General features: G+C 59.6%; 24 protein-coding genes and 1 other RNA gene. 15 read left to right on the top strand and 10 right to left on the bottom strand.

The window, feature by feature from the left end; translation table 11 throughout:
* Positions 1-277: 277 nt before the first annotated feature.
* From H9Q10_RS03995 to rnpB, 3 genes are all read left to right on the top strand, one after another.
* A complete protein-coding gene (locus H9Q10_RS03995) occupies positions 278-1,204 on the top strand; it encodes a patatin-like phospholipase family protein (protein WP_197902729.1) in 927 nt (308 codons plus the stop codon).
* Between the two features lie 313 nt (positions 1,205-1,517).
* Positions 1,518-2,492, top strand: coding sequence for a hypothetical protein (locus tag H9Q10_RS03990; protein WP_197902728.1), 975 nt, complete (start codon positions 1,518-1,520; stop codon positions 2,490-2,492).
* Positions 2,493-2,759: 267 nt separating this feature from the next.
* An RNA gene (gene rnpB, locus H9Q10_RS03985) (RNase P RNA component class A) lies at positions 2,760-3,114 on the top strand.
* Between the two features lie 104 nt (positions 3,115-3,218).
* Here the strand turns inward: rnpB and H9Q10_RS03980 are convergent.
* Complete coding sequence (locus H9Q10_RS03980; RefSeq protein WP_197902727.1) at positions 3,219-3,425, bottom strand: glycine zipper 2TM domain-containing protein; 207 nt, start codon at positions 3,423-3,425, stop codon at positions 3,219-3,221.
* Positions 3,426-3,530: 105 nt separating this feature from the next.
* On the opposite strand from H9Q10_RS03980, the gene H9Q10_RS03975 reads away from it, so the two are divergent.
* The 11 genes from H9Q10_RS03975 (at position 3,531) to pyrC (ending at position 14,550) form a co-directional block, all read left to right on the top strand.
* Positions 3,531-3,977 carry a CopD family copper resistance protein gene (locus H9Q10_RS03975; protein ID WP_197902726.1) on the top strand — a complete coding sequence of 149 codons (447 nt, stop codon included), beginning with the start codon at positions 3,531-3,533 and terminating at the stop codon, positions 3,975-3,977.
* Between the two features lie 381 nt (positions 3,978-4,358).
* The gene (gene rimP, locus H9Q10_RS03970) at positions 4,359-4,784 is read left to right on the top strand and encodes a ribosome maturation factor RimP (RefSeq protein ID WP_197902725.1); all 426 of its coding nucleotides are present in this window, start codon (positions 4,359-4,361) and stop codon (positions 4,782-4,784) included.
* A gap of 31 nt (positions 4,785-4,815) precedes the next feature.
* Positions 4,816-6,312 carry a transcription termination factor NusA gene (nusA, locus tag H9Q10_RS03965; protein ID WP_197902724.1) on the top strand — a complete coding sequence of 499 codons (1,497 nt, stop codon included), beginning with the start codon at positions 4,816-4,818 and terminating at the stop codon, positions 6,310-6,312.
* Between the two features lie 15 nt (positions 6,313-6,327).
* Entirely contained in the window at positions 6,328-9,108 is a 2,781-nt protein-coding gene (gene infB, locus H9Q10_RS03960; protein WP_197902723.1) for a translation initiation factor IF-2, read from the top strand.
* Positions 9,109-9,404: 296 nt separating this feature from the next.
* Positions 9,405-9,737 carry a hypothetical protein gene (locus H9Q10_RS03955; protein ID WP_197902722.1) on the top strand — a complete coding sequence of 111 codons (333 nt, stop codon included), beginning with the start codon at positions 9,405-9,407 and terminating at the stop codon, positions 9,735-9,737.
* Positions 9,738-9,756: 19 nt separating this feature from the next.
* The gene (gene rbfA / locus H9Q10_RS03950; protein ID WP_197902721.1) at positions 9,757-10,128 is read left to right on the top strand and encodes a 30S ribosome-binding factor RbfA; all 372 of its coding nucleotides are present in this window, start codon (positions 9,757-9,759) and stop codon (positions 10,126-10,128) included.
* Positions 10,129-10,247: 119 nt separating this feature from the next.
* Entirely contained in the window at positions 10,248-11,156 is a 909-nt protein-coding gene (locus H9Q10_RS03945) for an AAA family ATPase (protein ID WP_197902720.1), read from the top strand.
* On the top strand, positions 11,153-12,061 hold the full coding sequence (locus H9Q10_RS03940; RefSeq protein WP_197902719.1) for a DUF58 domain-containing protein: 909 nt from the start codon (positions 11,153-11,155) through the stop codon (positions 12,059-12,061). Before H9Q10_RS03945 ends, H9Q10_RS03940 begins: the two co-directional genes overlap by 4 nt.
* A gap of 49 nt (positions 12,062-12,110) precedes the next feature.
* Positions 12,111-12,869 carry a HEPN domain-containing protein gene (locus H9Q10_RS03935; protein WP_197902718.1) on the top strand — a complete coding sequence of 253 codons (759 nt, stop codon included), beginning with the start codon at positions 12,111-12,113 and terminating at the stop codon, positions 12,867-12,869.
* A 326-nt stretch (positions 12,870-13,195) separates the two neighbouring features.
* The gene (locus H9Q10_RS03930) at positions 13,196-13,423 is read left to right on the top strand and encodes a sulfurtransferase TusA family protein (RefSeq protein ID WP_197902717.1); all 228 of its coding nucleotides are present in this window, start codon (positions 13,196-13,198) and stop codon (positions 13,421-13,423) included.
* 89 nt (positions 13,424-13,512) lie between these two features.
* Entirely contained in the window at positions 13,513-14,550 is a 1,038-nt protein-coding gene (pyrC, locus tag H9Q10_RS03925; RefSeq protein WP_197902716.1) for a dihydroorotase, read from the top strand.
* Positions 14,551-14,628: 78 nt separating this feature from the next.
* On the opposite strand, the gene xth is transcribed toward pyrC, so the two are convergent.
* From xth to H9Q10_RS03880, 9 genes are all read right to left on the bottom strand, one after another.
* Positions 14,629-15,396: an exodeoxyribonuclease III gene (gene xth, locus H9Q10_RS03920; protein WP_197902715.1), complete on the bottom strand. Its 768-nt coding sequence runs from the start codon at positions 15,394-15,396 to the stop codon at positions 14,629-14,631.
* 78 nt (positions 15,397-15,474) lie between these two features.
* Entirely contained in the window at positions 15,475-15,669 is a 195-nt protein-coding gene (iscX, locus tag H9Q10_RS03915; protein WP_197902714.1) for a Fe-S cluster assembly protein IscX, read from the bottom strand.
* An 18-nt stretch (positions 15,670-15,687) separates the two neighbouring features.
* Entirely contained in the window at positions 15,688-16,029 is a 342-nt protein-coding gene (fdx, locus tag H9Q10_RS03910) for an ISC system 2Fe-2S type ferredoxin (protein ID WP_067592979.1), read from the bottom strand.
* A gap of 361 nt (positions 16,030-16,390) precedes the next feature.
* The gene (gene mltB / locus H9Q10_RS03905; RefSeq protein ID WP_197902713.1) at positions 16,391-17,440 is read right to left on the bottom strand and encodes a lytic murein transglycosylase B; all 1,050 of its coding nucleotides are present in this window, start codon (positions 17,438-17,440) and stop codon (positions 16,391-16,393) included.
* A gap of 212 nt (positions 17,441-17,652) precedes the next feature.
* Entirely contained in the window at positions 17,653-18,303 is a 651-nt protein-coding gene (locus tag H9Q10_RS03900) for an FABP family protein (protein ID WP_197902712.1), read from the bottom strand.
* A gap of 39 nt (positions 18,304-18,342) precedes the next feature.
* Entirely contained in the window at positions 18,343-18,735 is a 393-nt protein-coding gene (locus H9Q10_RS03895) for a DarG family dialkylresorcinol biosynthesis protein (protein ID WP_197902711.1), read from the bottom strand.
* 129 nt (positions 18,736-18,864) lie between these two features.
* Positions 18,865-20,025 carry a beta-ketoacyl-ACP synthase III gene (locus H9Q10_RS03890; RefSeq protein WP_197902710.1) on the bottom strand — a complete coding sequence of 387 codons (1,161 nt, stop codon included), beginning with the start codon at positions 20,023-20,025 and terminating at the stop codon, positions 18,865-18,867.
* A 123-nt stretch (positions 20,026-20,148) separates the two neighbouring features.
* Positions 20,149-20,649 carry a GNAT family N-acetyltransferase gene (locus tag H9Q10_RS03885; RefSeq protein WP_197902709.1) on the bottom strand — a complete coding sequence of 167 codons (501 nt, stop codon included), beginning with the start codon at positions 20,647-20,649 and terminating at the stop codon, positions 20,149-20,151.
* A 177-nt stretch (positions 20,650-20,826) separates the two neighbouring features.
* Positions 20,827-21,810, bottom strand: coding sequence for a bile acid:sodium symporter family protein (locus H9Q10_RS03880; protein WP_197902708.1), 984 nt, complete (start codon positions 21,808-21,810; stop codon positions 20,827-20,829).
* 326 nt (positions 21,811-22,136) lie between these two features.
* On the opposite strand from H9Q10_RS03880, the gene H9Q10_RS03875 reads away from it, so the two are divergent.
* Positions 22,137-22,703 carry an L-threonylcarbamoyladenylate synthase gene (locus H9Q10_RS03875; protein ID WP_197902707.1) on the top strand — a complete coding sequence of 189 codons (567 nt, stop codon included), beginning with the start codon at positions 22,137-22,139 and terminating at the stop codon, positions 22,701-22,703.
* Positions 22,704-22,832: the final 129 nt, after the last annotated feature.

Genomic DNA, 22,832 nt, shown 5'->3' with positions numbered 1-22,832 from the left:
ACGGCGATACGCCGTTTGAGGTGTTGCAGGCTTATTTTTCTCAACCTGTGGTGTAAACAACGCGGTTATTTTCTACATATAAAATGATTACAGGCTACCTGAAAACCCTACAGTAGCCACACCGTTTTTCAGGTAGCCCCAAATTTCACCGGTCTGATTATAACCGCCAAATCTGCCCGCACCCGAATATTTTCAGGTAGCCTTTAACCCACCTTCACACCCAATCCGCTACAATACCGCCCGTTCCCGCCACCAACCGGCTCAAAAAGGACTCCTCATGAACACATTATTCCGCCGCAGCCTCGGCATCGCCCTCATTACTCTCGCCCTCTCCGCCTGCGACACCCTCGGCAGCAGCCTCTCCCTCGGTTCACGTAAACACCAACGCCAACCGCTCACCGCCACCCAAGCCGGCAACAAGCCCCCGGCCGTAGTCGGCCTCGCCCTCGGCGGCGGCGCCTCCAAAGGCTTCGCCCATATCGGCGTGATCAAAGTATTGGAAGAAAATAATATTCCCGTGAAAGTGGTTACCGGCACCAGCGCCGGCGCCTTAGTGGGCAGCCTCTACGCCTCCGGCATGAACGCCCCCCGCCTGCAACGCGAAGCCGAAAACCTGCAACGCGCCGACCTGGTCGACCTCACCCTCTCCACCAGCGGCTTCATCCGCGGTGAAAAACTGCAAAACTACATCAACCGCCAAGTCGGCAACCGGCCCATGCAAAACTTCCCGCGCCGCTTCGCCGCCGTCGCCACCGAGTTCGACAGCGGGCGCAACGTCGTGTTCCGCAGCGGCAACACCGGCCAGGCCGTGCGCGCCTCCGCCAGCATCCCCAACGTGTTCCAGCCCGCCATCATCAACGGCAAACGCTACGTGGACGGCGGTCTCACCGCGCCCGTGCCCGTATCTGCCGCCCGCAGCCTTGGCGCCAACGTCGTGATTGCCGTAGACATTTCCGCCAAGCCCGCCCGACTCACCCAAAGCGGTTTCTTCTCCTACCTAGACCAAAGCCTCAACATCATGAGCACTTCCGCCCTCAACAGCGAGCTGGCCAAGGCCGACGTCGTGATCAAACCTCAAGTGCAGCACCTCGGCGCCGTGGGCGGTTTCGACGAAAAAGCCCACGCCATCAAGCTCGGCGAAGACGCCGCCCGCGCCGCCCTGCCGCAAATCCGCGCCGTACTGCAACGCTACCGCGTGCAATAGGCCCGCCGAAAAGGCTACCTGAAAGCGCAAGCTTCAACGTCAGTTAAAATGAGGTCTTGCGAAGCAAGGTCGAGTTTCTGCGAAGCTAAAACACAGTGCAGGCCGCCCAGGCCCGCGAGTATATTTCCCCGCACTATTTTCAGGTAGCCTCATCCGCAAGCCATTCCGTTTATTCAACACCCAACTTTCAGGTAGCCCGCACACCGCACAAAGGCTACCTGAAAACGTGAACTTCAACGAAGTTAAAATGATGCCTTGCTAAGTAAGGCAGCGTTTCCGCGAAGCCCACACCTCATCAAAAATCCCACCTCCCATGTTCACCCTCTGCCTCCCCGGCCTCCACTGGCCCCATCCCGCCGAGCTCCCCGCTCTGCACACCCACGCCCTCAACCAACTGCTGCGCTTCGGACGCTTCCAAGCCGCCCCCCGTACCCCCGCCGACTTCTGCTTCCAACACCTCAGCCCCCAGCTCCACCACCTCTTTGCCGAACCCCACGCCTTCGCCAGCCCCCTGCACCAGCAAATCGGCCTGCACAGCGCCCAGCTCCAAAGCAGCGGCCTGCACATCCAGCCCGAAGAAGCCGAAGTCTTGTGCCACGGCCTCAACACCTTCTGCCACGAAGACGGCTGGCAGTTCGCCCCCCTCTCCCCCGAACTGTGGAGCATCCGCCTGCCCCGTCCCGCCGACTGGCAAGCCCCCTGCATCCTCAATATCGCCGGCCAACACACCGACATCCCACAAGCCCTCGGCAGCCGCAAAAAACAATGGCTCCAACGCCAAACCGAAATCCAAATGTGGTTGCACGAACACCCCGTGAACACCCACCGCAGCACCGAAGGCAAACTGCCCATCAACGCCCTCTGGCTGTGGGACGAGATGCCCGCCGAATCCCCCACCGAACCCCCCGCCCTCATCGGCAGCAACAGCCCTTGGGCCGCCTACAGCCGCAGCCCCCAAGTCCGCCCCGCCCCGGCCAACTTCGCTGCCTGGCAGGCCACTGCCGCCGAATGCAGCATCCCCCTCGAGCACAGCACCCTCTACCTCGACAACCTGCAACAAGCCGCCGAGCTCGGCCGGCCAGACGACTACGCCCGCACCCTGCAACAATGGGACGAACAGTTCTTCGCCCCCCTGTGGCAAGCCCTGCAACGCAAACAACTCCCCGCCGCCCGCCTCCTCACCGACGGAGAACATGGCGGCAGCCTCGAAATTTCCGCCCGCAGCGGCTGGGCCTTCTGGAAACCCAAACGCCGCTTCACCGGCAGGCTGGATATTTCCGCCAAATAAGCACAAAAGGCTACCTGAAAAAACAGGCTACCTGAAAAACAAAACATCCGTTTCCGTTAAACAAATTCAGTTAGCCTTTTTTTTCAGGTAGCCTCAAACCAAACCACAGCCTGCCCCAACAACCGCCCACCCGTTTTCCCACTGCAACCAATATTTTTCAGCCAGCCCATCCATGCAACAGGCTACCTGAAAAACCGCCGAGCCCGTAACCCCCCTGCATTTTCAGGTAGCCTTTCCCGCCCAATCCGTTATAATCCTGCCCGTACCGCAGCAGGCCAGACAGTCGCCGCGCCCTTTGGCGGGGAGGAAAGTCCGGGCTGCACAGAGCAGGATGCCGGCTAACGGCCGGGCGCCGCGAGGCGACGGAAAGTGGAACAGAAAGCATAACCGCCGATGGCCGCAGCAATGCGGTACAGGTAAGGGTGAAATGGTGCGGTAAGAGCGCACCGTGCGGCTGGCAACAGACCGTAGCAGGCCAAACCCCATCCGCAGCAAGACCAAACAGAATGCAGTGAAGCTGCTCGCCGAGCATTCGGGTAGGTTGCTTGAGCCGCTTGGCAACAATCGGCCTAGAGGAATGACTGTCCAACGACAGAACCCGGCTTACCGGCCCGCTGCGGTACACCACCCACGAAGCCATCCGGCTTCCCCCGTACACAACGGGCGGGAGTGCATTCCACACTCCCGCCCGCATCATTTCAGCAATCTAACTTAGCGCTCTTGATTTTAGCGAACTTGGCTGCCCACCAAACCGCCCAAAGCAGCACCGCCCAAGGTAGAGCCGGTGTCGCCGCCGAGCACGTTGCCGGCCACACCGCCCACGGCCGCACCCACGGCAATGTTGCGCTGTCTGGTGGTCATGCCGTTGCAGGCGCTCAATGAAGCGGCCAGCAACATCATGGCGCAAATGGAGCTAACTGTAGATTTTTTCATGATATACCCTTTCTGTTTCAGTATAAAAAGGCATGGCGGGTTTGACCGCCCTACCTGCCTGTGAGAGTATCGCACTTTTCTGTGATTGCATCAAAAGGCAGGTAAATGTCTGTTTATTCGGTTGCGCATATCATCCACTTATTTTGCGCCATCGCCTTCGTGGGCGGCGTGTTGTTTGAATCGCTGGTTTTGTCGGTGATGCACACCAAGCGCGTGGGGCGCGAGGCGCGGCGCGAAGTGGAACGGGCGCTGTCGGCGCGGGCGGTAAAAGTGATGCCTTGGGTAGTCGGGCTGTTGTTTGCCTCCGGCCTGGTGATGATGCACCGCTACCTGCAAATCCTGCACAATCCGTTTGCCAATTCCTTCTTCATCCAGCTTTCGCTGAAAATCCTGCTCGCCTTCAGCATCCTCTGCCACTTCATCGCCGCCGTTATCCGCATGCGGCGGGGCACAATGACGGTTGGCTTTTCCAAATACATCCACCGTGCCGTACTCACGCAGATGCTGCTCATCGTGTTCCTGGCCAAGGCCATGTTTTATATCGTATGGTAGCCCGTACCCGATAAAGGCTACCTGAAAACTTATAGCGGATTAAATTAACTTTCGATACAAGGCGGCGAGCCGCAGATAGTACACACGTACAGCAAGGCGAGCCAACGCCGTAGCGAAAATTAAGTTAATTCGCTATAGCAAGCACCCAGCCTTGCAAAGCCCAAATAGGCTACCTGAAAAACCACCTGCCCGTTCCCACCCTTATTCAAGCGCCCGCACCTGTTGCGCGATTCTCACAGCCCGCCCGCCCTCTGATACAGCCCGATGCGCGCAAAGTTGCCAAGCCGGCGAATATGGTTTAGAATCGCGCCGTTTTTCAGTTATTTAACGAGATAAATGAGAAATGGCCCCGAGGCCATTTTTTTGTTTTCCAGAGACAGCATGGATATTCAAACCATTTTAGACAAAACCCTGCCCGGCCTGGGCTACGAGCTGGTGGATTTCGAGCTCACCCCGCAGGGCGACTTGCGCGTGTTCATCGATCAGCCAAACGGCATCACCGTGGAAGACTGCGCCACCGTCAGCAACCATTTGAGCCGTGTCTTCATGGTGGAAGACGTAGACTATAAACGGCTGGAAATTTCCAGCCCCGGCCTAGACCGCCCGCTGAAAAAAGCTGCTGACTTCACCCGTTTTTCAGGTAGCCTCATCAAGCTGAAAACCCGTCTGCCGATTGAAGGGCAGAAAAACTTTATCGGCCGCATCGAAGCCTTGGAAAACGATGTGCTGACCCTATCCTTCGACGGCAAAACCGTTGCCATCGAATTATCCAATATCGACCGGGCTCGCCTGAAGCCCGAATTTTGATTACCTTTGATTGAGTGGAGAGTTCATTCCCATGAGCCGCGAGATGTTGCAATTGGCCGAAGCGCTGGCCAGCGAAAAAAACGTTGATTCAGAAGTCGTATTCGAAGCCCTGGAATTCGCCCTGTCGGTGGCCGCCAAGAAGAAGGCCGACCGCGAACACATGGACGTGCGCGTGAGCATCGACCGCGACACCGGCGAATACCACACCTTCCGCCGCTGGCTGATTGTGGCCGACGAGGACTACACCTATCCCGACACGCAGAAAACCATCGAGGAAATCCAAGAAGAATTTCCCGATTCCCCGCTGCAAATCGGCGAATACTATGAAGAAGAGCTGGAAAACGTAGCCTTCGGCCGGCAAGCCGCGCAAACCGCCAAACAAATCATCCTGCAACGCATCCGCGATGCCGAGCGCGAACAAATCCTGCAAGAATTCCTCGCCCGCCGCGAAGACGTGGTGATGGGCACGGTGAAACGTGTCGAGCGCCACGGTATCATCGTGGAAATCGGCCGCCTAGACGCGCTCATCCCGCGCGACCAATGCATCCCGCGCGAAAACTTCCGCAGCGGCGACCGTATCCGTGCCCTGTTCCTGCGCGTAGACGAACAAGGCAACAGCGGCCGCAAACAGGTCATCCTCAGCCGCACCTCGCGCGAGTTCTTGGTGAAGCTGTTCGAGCAAGAAGTGCCGGAAATCGAAGACGGCCTCTTGGAAATTAAAGAGGCCGCCCGCGATCCCGGCCAGCGTGCCAAAATCGCTGTCAAATCCAACGATGCGCGCATCGACCCGCAAGGCACCTGCATCGGCGTGCGCGGCTCGCGCGTGAACGCCGTGTCCAACGAGCTGGCCGGCGAACGCGTGGACGTGGTGTTGTGGTCGCCAGAAACCGCACAGTTTGTGATCAACGCGCTCTCGCCCGCCGAAGTCAGCCGCATTTTGATCGACGAAGACAACCATTCCGTTGATGTGATCGTGGCCGAAGACCAGCTCGCACCTGCCATCGGCCGCGGCGGCCAAAACGTGCGCCTCGCCGCTGACCTCACCGGCTGGCAGCTCAACATCATGACCATCCAGGAAGCCGAAGAGCGCAACGAAGCCGAAGACGCACAAATCCGCAACCTGTTTATGCAACATTTGAATGTGGACGAGCAAACTGCCGACCTGCTGATTGAAGAGGGCTTTGCCGCGCTAGAAGAAGTAGCCTACGTGCCCGCTGCCGAACTGGTGGAAATCGGCTTCGATGAAGCCACCGTGGAAACCCTACGCAACCGTGCCCGTGATGCCATCCTTACCCTGGCCATCATGTCGGAAGAAAAATTGGACGAAGTGGAAGAGGCGTTGAAAAACCTCAGCGGCATCGACCAAGACATGCTGCGTGACCTGGCGCAGGCCGGCATCACTACCCTTGACGGGCTGGCCGAGCTTTCCACTGACGAACTGATCGAAATCACCGGCGTAAGCGAAGAAGAAGCCAAAACCGTTATTTTGGCCGCCCGCGAACACTGGTTTGCCGAAACGCAAGAATAAGGAGGCTGGAGATTTATGAGTAATACCGTACAGCAATTCGCCGCCGAACTGAAAAAATCCGTACCGACCCTGCTGGAGCAGCTCAAAGCCGCCGGCGTGGAAAAAAGCAACGGAGCTGACACCATCAGCCCGGCAGACAAACAGGCCCTGCTGGCACACCTGCGCAAGCAGAACGACAGCGGCACGCTCTCTATCAGCGTGAGCCGCACCCGCACCGAACGCAGCACCGTGGCCGGCGTGCAAGTGGAAACCCGCCGCCGCCGCCGTGTGGCTGTGCCGCCGATTGAAACCGTAGCCGAAAACAAACCGGCTACTGAAGCCGCTCTGCAGCCCGCTGCCGAGCCGGCTGCGACACCTACAGCCGTGGCTGTGGAAGCACCCGCAGCCACACCTGCCATAGAAGAACAAGATTTTCAGGTAGCCTCAACAAGCACCGAAGCAACTGTGGCAGAAACACCTGCTATCGAAACGCCTGCCGCCCAAGCTGATGCCGAACCGGCAGCCGGCAAAGCAGCCTCACCGGGTGAAGCCCCTGCAGCCGAAACCAAACCGAAACGCAGCCGTAAGCCGAAAAAGGAAAAAACGGCCGAACCCGCTCCGCAGCCGGTGGAAGTGGTTAGCGCCGCCGAAAAAGCCGTGCGTGACGAAGAAGCCCGCCGTGCCGAAGCCCTGCGCGCGCACCAACAAGCCCTATTGAAAGAAAAACAGGAGCGTCAGGCACGCCGCGAAGCCGCCAAACTGCAGGCACAGCAGGAAGCCAAAATCGCCAAAGAACAGCAGGCTGCCCCGCGCAGCGCAGCGCCGAGCGAGAAAGCCCCGCTGTCCGCCTCCGCCCCGAGCGGCAACGGCCGTCCGAAAAAAGGCGAGCGCCATCAACAACGTGATGACGATATGCCGCGTGGCCGTTCCGCCAAAGGAAAAGGCAAAGAACGTGGCAATCGTGGCGATGAAGACCGAGTGCGCGGCGGGAAAAAAGGCAAGAAACAACTCAAGCTGGAACCGAACCAACATGCTTTCCAAGCCCCGACTGAGCCGGTGGTGCACGAAGTCTTGGTGCCCGAAACCATTACCGTGGCCGATTTGGCACACAAAATGGCGGTGAAGGGTGTGGAAGTGGTGAAAGCCCTGATGAAGATGGGCATGATGGTCACCATCAACCAATCGCTCGATCAGGAAACCGCGCTGATTGTGGTGGAAGAGATGGGTCATATCGGCAAACCGGCCGCGGCAGACGATCCCGAAGCCTTCCTCGACGACAGCGAAACCGCCGTTCAGGCCGAAGCCCTGCCGCGCCCGCCGGTGGTAACCGTGATGGGTCACGTGGACCACGGCAAAACCTCGCTGCTGGACTACATTCGCCGCGCCAAAGTGGTGCAGGGCGAGGCCGGTGGTATCACCCAGCACATTGGTGCATACCATGTACACACCCCGCGCGGCGTGATCACCTTCCTCGACACCCCGGGTCACGAAGCGTTTACTGCTATGCGTGCCCGCGGCGCGCAGGCCACCGATATCGTGATTCTGGTGGTGGCTGCCGACGATGGCGTGATGCCGCAGACCATCGAAGCGATTGCCCATGCCAAAGCGGCCGGCGTGCCAATGGTGGTGGCGGTGAACAAAATCGATAAGGAAGCAGCCAACCCCGAGCGCATCCGCCAGGAACTGACTTCGCACGACGTGATTCCCGACAGCTGGGGTGGCAATGTGCAGTTTATCGACGTTTCAGCCAAAAAAGGCACCAATATCGACGCGCTCTTGGAAGCCGTGCTGCTGGAAGCCGAAGTACTGGAGCTGAAAGCACCGGTAGACGCGCCCGCCAAAGGCATCATCGTGGAAGCCCGTTTGGACAAAGGCCGTGGCGCGGTGGCCACCCTGCTGGTGCAGAGCGGCACGCTGAAAAAAGGCGACATGCTGCTGGCCGGCACAGCCTTCGGCAAAGTGCGTGCCATGGTGGACGAAAACGGCAAGCAGGTGCAGGAAGCAGGCCCCTCCATTCCGGTGGAAATCCTCGGTCTCTCCGATGTGCCCAATGCCGGCGAAGATGCCATGGTGCTGGCCGACGAGAAAAAGGCACGCGAAATCGCCCTGTTCCGCCAAGGCAAATACCGCGACGTGCGTTTGGCCAAACAGCAGGCAGCCAAGCTGGAAAACCTGTTTGCCAACGCCAGCGAAGGCCAGGCCGCGCAGAATCTGTCGGTCATCATCAAGGCCGACGTGCAGGGTTCCTACGAAGCGCTTTCAAGTAGCCTCAGAAAACTATCGAACGATGAAGTAAAAGTGGACGTGTTGCACAGCGGCGTGGGCGGCATCACCGAGAGCGACGTGAACCTCGCCATCGCCTCCGGCGCCTTCATCATCGGCTTCAACGTGCGTGCCGACGGCTCCGCCCGTAAACTGGCTGAAAATGAAGACATCGAAATCCGCTACTACAACATCATCTACGACGCCATTGATGATGTGAAAGCAGCCATGAGCGGCATGCTCGCCCCCGAACAGAAAGAGCAGCAAACCGGTACCGTGGAAATCCGCCAGGTCATCAACATCTCCAAAGTGGGCAACATCGCCGGCTGTATGGTGACAGACGGACTGATCAAGCGCGACAGCCGCGTGCGCCTCATCCGCGACCACGTGGTGATCCACACCGGCGAGCTGGAATCGCTCAAGCGCTTCAAAGACGATGTGAAGGAAGTGCGCATGGGCTTCGAATGCGGCCTGATGCTGAAAAACTACAACGACATCCAGGAAGGCGACCTGCTGGAAGCCTTCGATGTGGTGGAAGTGGCCCGCTCACTATAATCAGATACGGCGAAACCGGAGGCTGCCCGAACCCGTTTCAGGTAGCCTCCTTCCACGTATCCGACCTTGACACAGTCATAGCCAAATTGGCAGGAAATACCAAATAAAACAGCAAAACGGCAATCTTATCCACCCCATTTCCCAGCCGACCAGCAGAACGACATACATCGCGCCCGTAGCCCCCCTACCAAGTGGGCGGCGCTTGTCGTATCATGCCGGCTATGCCGTGTTACCAGCGGACACAACCGTTTGCCACACCAATCCAAACCGCTGCCCACCCATTTGAGTATGCGAAGATGAACGACAAACAAACCCATACCTTTGAAACCTACACCCTGGTGCTTGAAATCCGCCGGCGTGAAAACGCCGAGCCGCTCCTGGTGGCCACCGCCGTGATGCCCGACAACTTCGTGCTTACCGGCCGTTTTCCACTGCGCCCCGTCGATCGTGAAAACGAGCTCAACGTGATCCGTTTCCTAGAAAAAGCCTTCGACCTGAAGCCCTATTTCAAAACCCACACCTTCGAAGGGCAACTGGGCGAATTTGACCAACTGCGCATCCAGCATCGTAAAAAACAATACGACACCCTGATGGATGCCCTGCTCGACCGCACCAGCGAGCTCAAATAACCTGCCAAAGAGGAACCCCATGGCTAAATCCCACCGCGGCTACGCCCGCCAAGACCGCGTGCGCGAACAAATCATGCGCGAGCTGGCCGAGCTTGTGCGCACCGGGCTCAAAGACCCGCGCGCCGGCTTCATCACCATCAACGAAGTCGAGCTCACACGCGACTACAGCCACGCCACCGTGTATTACACCGTACTCGACGACACCACCCGCGACATCACCGCCGAAGCGCTGGAACACGCCAAAGGTCACCTGCGCAGCGAGCTTTCACGCCGCATCAAATTGTTCAAAACCCCCGAGCTGCATTTCAAATACGATGAATCGCTCGAGCGCGGCATGAGTATTTCCCATTTAATCGAACAAGTCGCCGCCGAAGAGCCGGTGCAAGATTAGGCTACCTGAAATATGCCCTGTTGGTTTGACAGGGCATATTTTCACCGCCAACGGCACAATATTTTCAGGTAACCTTTTTCAGGTAGCCCCATTCACACAATAATCAGGATAACCACAACATGAACCCCCACTTGCAAAACGTCTTCACCCAACTCAACGCCCTGATTCTCGGCAAAGAAACCGTACTCCAGCACCTGATGGCCAGCATCCTGGCCGACGGCCACGTGCTGCTCGAAGACGTGCCCGGCGTGGGCAAAACCACGCTGGCGCACGGCCTGGCCGTGGTGCTCGGCCTGGGCTACCGCCGCGTGCAATTCACCAACGACATGCTACCCGCCGACCTCTTGGGCGTGAACGTGTTCCAGCCGGCCGACGGCCAGTTCAAATTCCATCCCGGCCCCATTTTCTACCACTTCCTGCTCGCCGACGAAATCAACCGCGCCTCGCCCAAAATGCAATCTGCCCTGCTCGAAGCCATGGAAGAAAAACAGGTTTCCGTAGATGGCAAAACCTACCGTCTGCCCAAGCCCTTCTTCGTGATCGCCACGCAAAACCCGGTCGAGCAGCTCGGCACCTTCCCGCTGCCCGAATCGCAACTCGACCGCTTCATGATGCGCCTATCGCTGGGCTACCCCTCTGCCGAAGCCGAACGCCAGCTCTACGCCCAAGGCGACCGCCGCCGCCTGCTGCCCGCGCTCAAAGCCGTGTGCAACGCCGAAATCCTGCTGCAATGGCAGGCTGAGGCCATGCAGGTAACCTGTTCGCAGCAGGCCACCGATTATGTATACCGCCTGGTACAGGCCACGCGCCAGCCCGGCCTGTTTGTAAACGGCCTCAGCCCGCGCGCCGGCCTGGCTGTGGTGAAAGCCGCCAAAGCCTGGGCTTTCTTGGCCGGACGCGACTTTGTGCTGCCGGAAGACATCAAAGCCGTGTGGGTGGCCGTGGCTGGGCACCGCCTGCAAACCCTGCAGCCGCAATCCATCACTCAGCTGCTCGAGCAGATGCTGCTCCAGGTAGCTGTATCGTGAGCGCCAATCAATACAGCCCCCGCCTGCGCGATTTGCGCCTGCGCCCCACCCGCCTCGGCGTTACCCTGGCTGTGATGGTAGGGCTGCTGTGGCTGGTGGGTTTGAACTATCAAGTGAACCTCGCCTATCTGGTGGCCTTCTGGCTGGCCGGATTTTTGTGTGTGGGCCTCCTGCTCAACTGCCTGCAGCTCATCGGCCTGCGCCTCGACCTCACCCTGCCCGAAGAAATCTTCCAAGGCCAACCCGCCGACATCCTGCTGCTGCCCGCCGCCTCGGCCAAGGCGCGCCACCGCCAGCTGTGGTTCGCACCCGACAGCCGCCGCGATGGCGAGCCCGAATTCCGCGCCGCCCTGTTCACTGCCAAACAGCCTAAGCCCTTCGCCTGGCCTGTATTGCCCGCGCGGCGCGGCCGGCTGATCCTGCCGCCGCTGCGCTGCGCCAGCGTGTGGCCGTTTGCCATCAGCAGCGTCGAATGCGTGTGGCACTGGCCGGAAGAAGGCCTGGTGTACCCTGCGCCCCAGCCGCACACCGCCCCGCCCGGCAGCACCCCCGCCGAAGAAGGCGAGCCGCGCCGCAAACTCGGCGGCAACGAAGACCTCGCCTACCTGCAAGACCACCAGCCCGGCACCTCGCTGCAACACATCGCCTGGAAAAACTACGCCAAAAGCGGCCGCCTGCTCGACAAACATTTCGAAGAACCCGCCTTCCATGCCGCCGACCACATCATCAGCTACGCCGACTACCCCGCCGGCACCGGCACCGACCGCCTCGCCGGCCTCTTGTGCTACCGCGTGCTCGAAGCCCACGGCCGCGGTCAGCGCTACACCCTCATCCTGCCCGGCCAAACCATCCCCCCGCAAAACGGCCAACGCGAAAAATGCCTGGCCGCGCTGGCGGTGATGTGAGCGGTTATGTGCAGGCAGGGAAAAGGCTACCTGAAAACAGGAATTTCCTATGAGCATCAACCTATCTACCATTCAAACCCATTACCACCAACACCGCGATACCTACTCCGACCCATTCCGACTGCGCATCCACCGTGCGTTAAGCTGGTTGGATAAGGCTGAAGAGTTGTTGAGCGGCAAAGATACGGCCAATCATGCCAAGCAGCCGGCTATCCCCAAGCATATGCAGCAAATGCTGGCCCAACAGGGCGGGCGGCTTTCTTTCGCGCCGGATTGGGATACCGGCTTCCAAGCATTATGGATTGCTTTCAATGCTGCCTATGCCCGCGAAATTGATGAACGGGAAATATCCGGCGACCGAAGCCATTTCCGCCAATTCCTAAACACTATCTGCCGTTTGGATGAAGAAAAGCTGATTTATGCCTTAGTATGGCAAACCTTTCCCGGCGCAATCCGCTCCCTCTTGGGCAACCGCTATGTTTTCCAGCCGTTTGGGGATTTCCATAACGGCAAAATTTCAGAAATCGCTTGGCAAGAAGAATTTGAAAAAGCAGGGAAAAAAGCACAACGCGCCTTAGCCGCACAAGATACCGATACCGTGCTGCTAATTATGTTCGACCGCCTCTACACCCTGCGCAACCAAATTATCCACGGCGGTGCAACCTACGGCAGTTCGGCCAACCGCAATCAACTCAAAGACGCCTGCCGCATCCTCATCAGCCTGCTGCCGCTGGTACTGCATATCATGCAGCAACATCCCGACTATGCCTGGGGCAAACCGTATTACCCTTTTGTGAAAGAAGACTGAAGATGCCGATTGCGCCAAGGGAAATCGGCAAAACCGATTACTGGATATGCCGAAACTGCGGGCAGAAATATGCAGCATTTACCCGTTCGGACGCAGGCATTCCCCAGCCGGAACGTTGCACCAAATGCGGTGGCGCAGATTTTACGTTGCAAACAACAAAAGCCGATTGGCTACAACGAATTTTCTCCCTCCGATAATCTTGCCAAGCTAAAGGCTACCTGAAAAACATTTTTCCCATTTTCAGGTAGCCTTTCCACATTCAAACCAAAGTTTGCGTTGCCACTTTCCGCTATAATCCGCCCATCCAAACCAACAGAACCCACACCATGACCCCCGACCTCCAGCTCGACCTCACCGGTCTCAAATGCCCCCTGCCCATCCTGCGCGCCAAAAAAGCCCTTGCCACCATGCAGGCCGGGCAACTCCTGTCCGTGCGCGCCACCGACCCCGGCGCCCCCGACGACTTCGCCGCCTTCTGCCGCCAAACCGGCCACCAACTCCTTTCTTCCGGCACAGAAAACGGCGTATTCATCCTCGTTATCCGACACAAATAATTTTCAGGTAGCCCCAACCTTCCCGCAGGCTACCTGAAAGCGTCAGCTTCAACGAAGCTAAAAACATCACCCCCACACGAAAGTCCGCCATGCAAACCCTCACCCTCATCCGCCCCGACGACATGCACCTCCACCTGCGCGACGGCGACACCCTCCGCCACGTCCTGCCCCACACCGCCCGCCAAATGGGGCGCGCCGTCATCATGCCCAACCTCAAGCCCCCCGTCGTCAGCGTGGCCGATGCACTGGCCTACCGCGAACGCATCCTCGCCGCCCTGCCCCCCGGCAGCCACTTCCAGCCCCTGATGACACTCTACCTCACCGACCACGCCACCCCCGAGCTCGTGCGCCAAGCCAAAGCCGCCGGTATCGCCGCCTTCAAACTCTATCCCGCCGGCGCCACCACCAACTCCGACAGCGGCGTCACCGATCTGTTCAAGCTCATCCCCGTGCTCGAAGAAATCGCCGCCCAAGACCTGCGCTTCCTCGTGCACGGCGAAGTCACCGACCCCGCCATCGACATCTTCGACCGCGAAGCCGCCTTCATCGACCGCATTCTCTTGCCTGTGCTCGACCGGGTGCCCGGCCTCAAAGTCGTGTTCGAACACATCACCACCGCCGAAGCCGCCCGCCTCGTGTGCCAAAGCGGCGAAAACCTCGCCGCCACCGTTACCCCCCAACACCTGCTGCTCAACCGCAACGACCTACTCGTGGGCGGCGTGCGCCCCCACCACTACTGCCTGCCCGTGCTCAAACGCGAAAGCCACCGCCGCGCCCTGCTCGAAGCCGTGTCCGGCGCACAATCGCACAAATTCTTCCTTGGCACCGACTCCGCCCCCCACCCGCAAAGCGCCAAAGAAAACGCCTGCGGCTGCGCCGGCATCTTCAGCGCCGCCACCGCCATCGAGCTCTACGCCGAAGCCTTCGAGCAAATCGGCGCGCTACACAAACTCGAAGCCTTCGCCTCGCAAAACGGCGCCCGCTTCTACGGCCTGCCTGAAAACCGCGACACCATCACCCTGGTGAAACAAATGCAAACCGTGCCCGACAGCTTCCCCATCGGCAACGGCGGGCAGCTCGTCCCCATGCGCGCCGGCGGCAGCGTGGCTTGGACGATGCAGGAATAAACCCCGCCGCTCGAATTCTGATACAAAAAGGCTACCTGAAAATTTCAGGTAGCCTTTTTTAATCGCAGAAAGAATGCGTTAGGCAAACTCCGCCCACACCGGCGCGTGGTCGCTGGGGCGTTCAAGCGCGCGCGGGGCGGTGTCCACGCCGGCGGCAGTGAGGCGCGGCAGCAGGGCTTGGCTGGCGAGGATGTGGTCGATACGCAGGCCGAGTTTGCGGCGGAACATGTTCATGCGGTAGTCCCACCATGTGTAGAGCGGTTCGGCGGGGTGTAGGTGGCGCAGGCTGTCGGTGAGTCCGAGGCCGAGCAGGGTTTGAAACCAGGCGCGTTCTTCGGCGGAGCAGAGGATTTTGCCCTGCCATTTTTCCGGGTCGTACACATCCAAATCGGCGGGGGCGATGTTGAAATCGCCAAGCAGCACCAGCTCGGAATGGCGTGCCAATTCATCGCGTAAAAATTCGGTCAGGGCGGCAAACCATTGCTGTTTATAGGCAAATTTTTCGCTGCCCACGGCCTCGCCGTTTACGCAATACACGTTCACTACGCGCACGCCGCCGATGGTGGCGGCAATCACACGCCGCTGCGGGTCGTTGGGCAGGGCGGGCAGGCTGGTGTGCACGTCTTGGGCGGTTTCGCGGCTGAGGATGGCGACGCCGTTGTAGGTTTTCTGCCCGCTCCACACGGCGCGGTAGCCGGAGAGTTCGAAGGCGGCGAGGGGGAATTGGTCTTGATCGAGCTTGAGCTCTTGCAGGCAGAGGATATCGGGCTGCTGCTGAATCAGCCAGTCGCTCACGTGCGGCAGGCGCACTTTGAGGGAGTTGACGTTCCAGGTGGCGATTTTCATGCTTGGCTTTCGGAATGAATTTTTCAGGTAGCCTGTGTGCGGGATACGGGCTACCTGAAATAGGGTGATGGCTTAGGTTTACTCGGCTTCGTTGATCCAGGCCTGCTGCACGGCTTCGAGGATGCGCTCGCCGCTGCGCTGCGGGTCGTCGTTAAATTCGGGCAGCTCGAGGATGAGCTGGCGCAGCTGGGTGAAGCGGATGGTGTTGGGGTCGATTTCGGGATGCCGGTCGAAGAGTTCTTCGGCAATGCGCTGGGTGTCGGTCCATTTCATGATGGGGCTACCTGAAAATCAGTGATGCTCGCGGGCGTGGTTGATGGTGTATTTGGGGATTTCCACCACAAGGTCTTCGCCGGCCACTTTGGCCTGGCAGCTCAGGCGCGATTCGGCTTCCAAGCCCCAGGCTTGGTCGAGCAGGTCTTCTTCGATTTCGCTGGGCTCTTCCAGGCTGTCGAAGCCTTGGCGCACGATCACGTGGCAGGTGGTGCAGGCGCAGGATTGCTCGCAGGCGTGCTCGATTTCGATGCCGTTTTCCAGCAGCAGGCTGCAGATGCTTTCGCCTTCGGGGGCGTTTTCGATGACTTTGCCTTCAGGGCACAATTCGCTGTGCGGCAATACGGTGATTTTGGGCATGGTGTGTGGCTTTCTTGCTGATATTGTGAGTGGCGTATTGTAGCGGAAAAGGCTACCTGAAAACAGTTGATTGGTTTTTCAGGTAGCCCTTATAGCCGCGCCAAATAGAAACGATATGCCGTGGCGCCGGATATAGCGAATTAACTTAACCTTCGCTACGGCATTGGTTCGCCTTGCTGTACGTGTGTACTATCTGCGGCTCGCCGCCTTGTATCGAAGGTCAATTTAATCCGCTTATATAAGGCAATCGCCCGGCGCTGCATCAAAAGGAAAGGCTACCTGAAAAACCGGTTGCTGCTTGTTAGCTTCGTGAAGCTCACGTTTCAGGTAGCCCTATCGCCGAATGGATGCGTATGGCTGCTTACAGCTTGCCGCCGCTCACACCGTTGGCGATTTCGCGCACGGCGCTCACATACAGGCGGCTGTGGTTATATTGCCAAACGGCGTAGAAATTGTTTAGGCCGATATAGTATTCATACTGGCCGGGCGCGGTTTCCAGGCGGAACAGCACGGCTTTTTCGTGGTCGGGCACGTCTTCGAGCAGCACCACGCCCATCTGCCGCAGCTCGCCCACGGTTTTACCCAGCGCGGTTTTTTCCTCAATCAGCGTCAAAAGCTCGGGCGTGGGCGTGAGGGCCACGGGCACCATCATCCTGCCGCCGCGCTGCCAGCCGTGGGCCTTCAGATAGTTGGCCACGGAAGCGGCCACATCGGGCACGCTGCCCCAAATATTGCGCTGGCCATCGCCGTCGTAATCCACCGCCCATTTGCGGTAGCTGGAGGGCATGAACTGCGGCATGCCCATGGCGCCGGCATAGCTGCCGGTGAAGCCGAAGGGGTCGCGGCCTTCTTCTTTGGCCATCAGCAGGAATTCGTGCAGCTCCTGCTGGAAAAATTCTCCACGGCGCGGGTAGCCGAAAGCGAGGGTGGGCAGCGAATCGGCCAGGCGGAAGCTGCCCATATTGCTGCCGTAGTTGGTTTCGATGCCCACGATGGCCACCAGCACTTCGGCCGGCACGCCGTATTCGCGCGCCACTTGGTCGAGCACCTGGCGGTATTGCTGGTGGAAGCGGCGGCCGCCGTTGATTTTGCCGGCGCCGGCATTGCCGCTGCGGAACTCATACCATGGGCGGGACGTGCCGGGGCGGTTCATGATGTTGATGATGTTGCCTTTATACACCGACTGCGCGAAAAACTGCTGCAACTGCGCCTCGCCCATCACGCCTTCCCCGGCCTGGCGGCGGATAAAGCGCTGCACTTGGGGGTTTTGGCTGAAGCCGGTTTCGGAGAGCGGCAGGCTGGCTTCGGGCGTGATTCTTTGACTATCCGGCACGGGTTGCACGGGCTGCTCGCTGCTGCAGGCGGCGAGGATAAGCAGGGCGCTGAGGGCGGGGGCGAGTTTGCGTTTCATGGCGTTTGGGAAAATCGGTTGGGAAAACGGGGCACAGTGTAGCACAGGCGGGGGCGGCGGGCGAATGTGAGGGCGGAGGAGCCGGCGGAAAACATGGCGATAAACACCATAATAATCAATAAAATATCATTTTACAGCTGCAATAAAGGCTACCTGAAAACCGTCTTCTGGATTTTCAGGTAGCCTTTGCACTGCCATCGGAGCAACGGGCTTCAGCCTTTTTTCTGCGCGGCGAGGGCGGTGGGGTTGGGGGTGGGCTCGCCGATTTTGTGCAGGGTGTTGTGGTCGGTGTGGGCGAAGGGTTCGCTTTGGCCGGGAATCCGCAGCACGGTTTCTTGGCGGTAGGCCCAGGTGCCGTCGTCGTTGATGCGCACTTGGATGGTGTAGCGCTCGGTTTTGAAGGCGTGTTCGAGGAAGGGGTTGGAGGAGATGCCGTTGGTGTCGGAGCCGCGTACGGCGGTGAGGGTGAAGCTTTTGGCATCGGGGGCGGCGTGGCCGACGGCCATGGCGGTTTGGCCGCGCGGGATGGAGAGGGTGAGGATGATGTTGCCGGTGGCGGGCTCCCACAGCCAGTAGCCGACTTGGTCGTGGAAGGTTTCCACTTCGCCCGGCTGGACGATGCGGGTATGGTAGCGCAGGCCGTAGAAGAGCTGGGGGCCGTTGGTTTGGCCGTCGATGGGTTGGAGCTCGTAGCGTTCGATGTAGGCATCGGTTTCGGGGCCGTCGGCTTTGGGGTTGACATCGGTGCCTTTGCGGCCTTCCCAGATGCCGGCCATGGGGGCGAGTGGGCCGAGGTTGGCGAGGGTGTCGGGATCGACTTCTGGCTCGGTGTAGATGTCTTGGGGGAAGCGGGGTTCGGTCATGTTTCGACTCCTTGGATGTTTGAAATGACGGTTTGGCAATCAGAAGGGTTGGCGCAGCTCTGCTGGGCTGATGCCGAGGGCTTGGGCGTATCGGACGAGGGTTTTTTCAGGTAGCCTTTGAAACACGGCGGGCTGCATGTGGCGGCACACCTGCCAGCGCCACAGCCCGGCGGCTTGGGCGAGGCTGGCTTCGTCGTGGCGGCTGCGGTACATGTGGTAATAGAGGGGGGAGCGTTCGCCGCGTTCTACGGCCTGCCGGGCGGCTTGGGTTTGCGCTTCGAGCTCGGCCACGGCCTGGCCGGTGGCGTAGGCTTCGTCTTGCCAGCCGGTGCTGGTGGCGGCTTGGTAGCGGCCGTTTCGGGTGCCGTAGATGATTTTTTGGTGGCCGTGGTAGCTGGGGCTGTCGTCTTGGGGGATGTCGTTGATGTCCATCTGGTGTTGTCCAAGCGGATATTTGGCGGTTTGAATATTGGCGGAGGGCTACCTGAAAAGTTGTTTGGGCAAAGCCGCAACTTGTTGCTGCGCTGAAGCCGATATTTTCAGGTAGCCTTTCTGGGTCATTCAGGCATACACGGCTTCGAGCAGCATGAAGCAGGTGGAAAAGCGGCCGCTTTCGGGGATATAGCACAGGATTTTCTGGCCGGCGCGGATGTCGGGACGGCGCATGAATTCTTCCAGGATGATGTAGATCGCGGCGGAGCCGGTGTTGCCTTTATACGGCAGGTTGGTAAACCATTTTTCTTCGGCAATCGGCAGCCCGGCGGCGGCAAGGCCATCGGCCAGTTTGCTGCGGAAGAAGCCGGAAGAATAGTGCGGCAGGAACCAGTCGATTTGGCCGGACTGCAAGCCGTGTTTGGCGATGAGGCGGTGCAGCGGTTTTTCCACGGTGTAGGCGACAATGTTGTCATTGAGCAGCTTCACGTCCTGCTTCACTGCCATCAGGCTGCGTTCGGCGCAGGTGGCGGCATCGGCTTCTTTCCAGCTCAGCCATTCGCCGCCCTGCCCCACTTCACCGCCGGCATACATGCACACCGGCATTTCGTTGGCATAAGACAGCAACTCGATCCAATGGATTTTGAAATTGAGTTGCCCGGACAGGGGCTCGCTGCCCAGCTGTACTGCACCGGCGCCGTCGGAGAGCATCCAGCGCAGGAAATCTTTTTCAAACGCGATTTCCGGCTTGGCGTCTTGCAGGCGCAGGCAATCGGTTTCAATTTGGAAGCGCTCGCCGCGCAGCACGGCGGAAGCCGCTTCCGAAGCCGCTGCCACCGCCTCGCGGCATTCGCCGGTGCGTACGGCGCGTTCGGCCTGCTTCATCGCCGCCATGCCGGCCACGCACACGCCCGCCGTGCTCACCACTTCGCAGGGCGGAATCTGCGGCAAAAGCCCGTGCACCATCACAGCGTGGCCGGGCAATATCTGGTCGGGGTAGGATGTGCCGCAGGCGAGGCTGCCGATAGTTTCGGGCTGCAAGCCCTGTTCCAGCAGGCCGCGGATGGCCAGCGCGGAGAGTTCGGTGTTGCTGTGGGTGGCGCGGCGGGTGTGCGGATCGATGGCGTAGTGGCGGCTGGTGATGGCGTTGGAGCGCAATATCATTTTGCGCACGCGCGAGGGCGTTTCGCCCGCCATGCCGAGCACGGCTTCCATTGTGTCGTTGCCCACCGGCTGGTTGGGCAGGAAGGCGGCGGCGCGCTTGATGTAGACATCGGATAGGGTGGCCAATTATTGTTTTCCTTTGGTAGCCGTTGTGTTTGGGGGTTGTGCTTGCAGGCAAGCATAAATAATGCCGTTTGCCCGGTGTGTTTGAGTTGTACGATAAGCCGGCGGATATTTTTCAGGTAGCCTTTAGGCCGGCGACAGTGCCTTGCCGAGGATGACGATATCCGCCAGCCGCGTTTCTAAATCGCATACCTGCGGCAGCCGCCCCCACTCAGCGAAACCGTAGCGCCCGAACAGCGCCAGGCTCGCCGCGTTGTGGGCAAAGATGACGGCCAGCACGTTGCGGATACCCAAATCCGGCGCCTGCGCCAGCATATGCTCCAAAATCCGGCGGCCGTGCCCCGCGCCCTGTGCCTGCGGGCTGATATAAATGCTGATTTCGGCGCTGATGTGGTAAGCGCGGCGCGGGTAGTAATCGCTGAAACTGCCCCAACCGCACACTTCGCCGGCTTCGTTTTCCAGCACATACAGCGGGCGCGTGCCGCCGTGCGCGGCAAACCAGGCTTCGCGTTCCGCCACAGTTACCGGCTGCAAATCGGCGGTGGCTTGGCGGACAGGGATGCTGGCATTATAAATGCCGACAATGGCCGGCAAATCGGCATGAATGGCGGGGCGGATGGCGGGCATAATAAAAATGGTAAAAACAAGGATAAGGCGCGACAAGTATAGCAAATCGCGCCTTAAAATTTAGCTTCGCAGAAACTCAGCCTTGGCTTGCCGCCAAGACATCGTTTTAACTGACGCTGAAGCTTGCACTTTCAGGTAGCCTGTTGGGCGCACGGCAGGCTTGCGGCAACAGCGGCTTTATTGCTGCTCAGGATTTTCCTGCGCTTTAGCCGCCCCCTGCTCCGCCTTTTCCGCTTTGGCCGCCCAGTAAGACGCCAGGAGCGAGCCGGAAATATTGTGCCATACGCTGAAAATTGCGCTGGGCACAGCCACCAGCGGCATGGCGGCGAAATGCCCCTTGGCCAGTGCCGCGCCGAGGCCGGAGTTTTGCATGCCCACTTCGATGGCCAGTGTTTTCTGCGCATCATAGGGCAGCTTGAACATTTTGGCGGAGAGGAAGCCCAGCGCATAACCGATGGCGTTGTGCAACACCACCACGCCGAAAATCAGCAGCCCGGTTTCGATAATCTGCCGGCGGCTGCCCGCCACCACCGCGCCGATAATCAGCACAATCGCCAATACCGATACCAAGGGCAGGATATCCACCGCCGCTTCCGTCTGCTTGCGGAACAGCGTGTGCGCCACCACGCCCAGCACAATCGGCAGCAGCACCATTTTCAAGATATCGCCCAGCATCTTGGCGGCGGCAATATCCAGCCATTGGTGGGCAAAAAGGTAGAACACGGCGGGCGTGATCAGCGGGGCGAGCAGCGTGGTGATGGAGGTAACCGCCACCGATAGCGCCACATTGCCGCGTGCCAGGAAAGTCATCACATTGGAAGCCGTACCGCCCGGGCAGGAGCCTACCAGAATCACGCCCACGGCCACTTCGGCAGGCAGGTTCAGCGCCAGCGACAGCAAATAGGCCGTGGTGGGCATAATCACAAACTGCGCCACCACGCCGATAAGCACCGCTTTCGGATGCTGGCCTAAAATTTTGAAGTCCGACGGCGTGAGCGTGAGCCCCATGCCGAACATCACGATGCCCAGCAGCCAAGGAATATACGGCGCAATCAGCTGGATAAACACATCCGGCAGCACAAAGCCGGCCATGGCGAACAGCGCCGCCCACAGCGCGAAAGTTTTACCGATGAAGCGGCTGAATCTCTGTAACACGTTCATGATAGAATTTTGCAATTTTTAACGGAAAGGGTGCAAGGATACAAGAAAGCACGGAGGAGCGAAAGAGGAAAAAGCCGCCGGAAACCGGGTTTACATTCCGAACCCGCCGCAGCCAGCATGCAATTACGCTGAAGTTTGTGTTTTCAGGTAGCCACACCGACAGTCAAAGAGGCTACCTGAAAGCGTGAGCTTCAACGAAGTTAAAACGATGTCTTGGCATAAGTCAGGCCGAGCTCCCGCTAAATCCAAAGCCTCCCCCCAATCGAAAGCCAACCCATTTCGCATTACAATAGCGCACGGCAGCCCGCCATCACACACGAGAAACCATGTTCCCCCGCTCCCTTTCTGCCACCGCCGCCCGCCGCCTGCAAGCCCACCTGCGCCGCGGCGGCCTCGTGGCCTACCCCACCGAATCCAGCTACGGCCTCGGCTGCCTGCCCACCAACCCGCGCGCCCTACACCGCCTGATGCGGCTCAAACAGCGCCCGCAACACAAAGGCCTCATCGTGATCGGCAGCAGCCTGCCCCAACTGCAACCCCTGCTCGCTAGGCTACCTGAAAACCAAAAACAGCTCGCCGAAGCAACCTGGCCCGCCCCCGTCACCCTGCTGTTCCGCGCCGCCCCCACCATCCCCGCCCCATTGCGCGGCCGCCGCCGCAACAAACTCGCCGTGCGCATCCCCGCCCACGCCGGCGCCCGCCGCCTGTGCGCCGCCCTCGGCACCCCACTTGTGTCCACCTCCTGCAACAAAAGCGGCCGCCGCGCCTTGCGCCACCAGCGCGAAGTGCGCCGCTGCTTCGGCCGCGACGTGTGGGTGCTGCCCGGACGCTGCGGCGGCGCCAAACAGCCCAGCCGCATCATCGACGCCGAAACCGGCAAACGGCTGCGCTGAACGTGCGGCAGGCAAACAGGCTACCTGAAAATATCAGCACAGCTCAAACAAAATGATTTCCTACCAAACCCATGCTCCAGCTTTTACCACAACTTTGCACCATAATTTTCAGGTAGCCCCAACCCCGCT

The organism is Eikenella glucosivorans (assembly GCF_016025525.2).
GTDB classification, from domain to species: domain Bacteria; phylum Pseudomonadota; class Gammaproteobacteria; order Burkholderiales; family Neisseriaceae; genus Eikenella; species Eikenella glucosivorans.
This window is presented reverse-complemented; position numbering and strand designations above follow the sequence as displayed.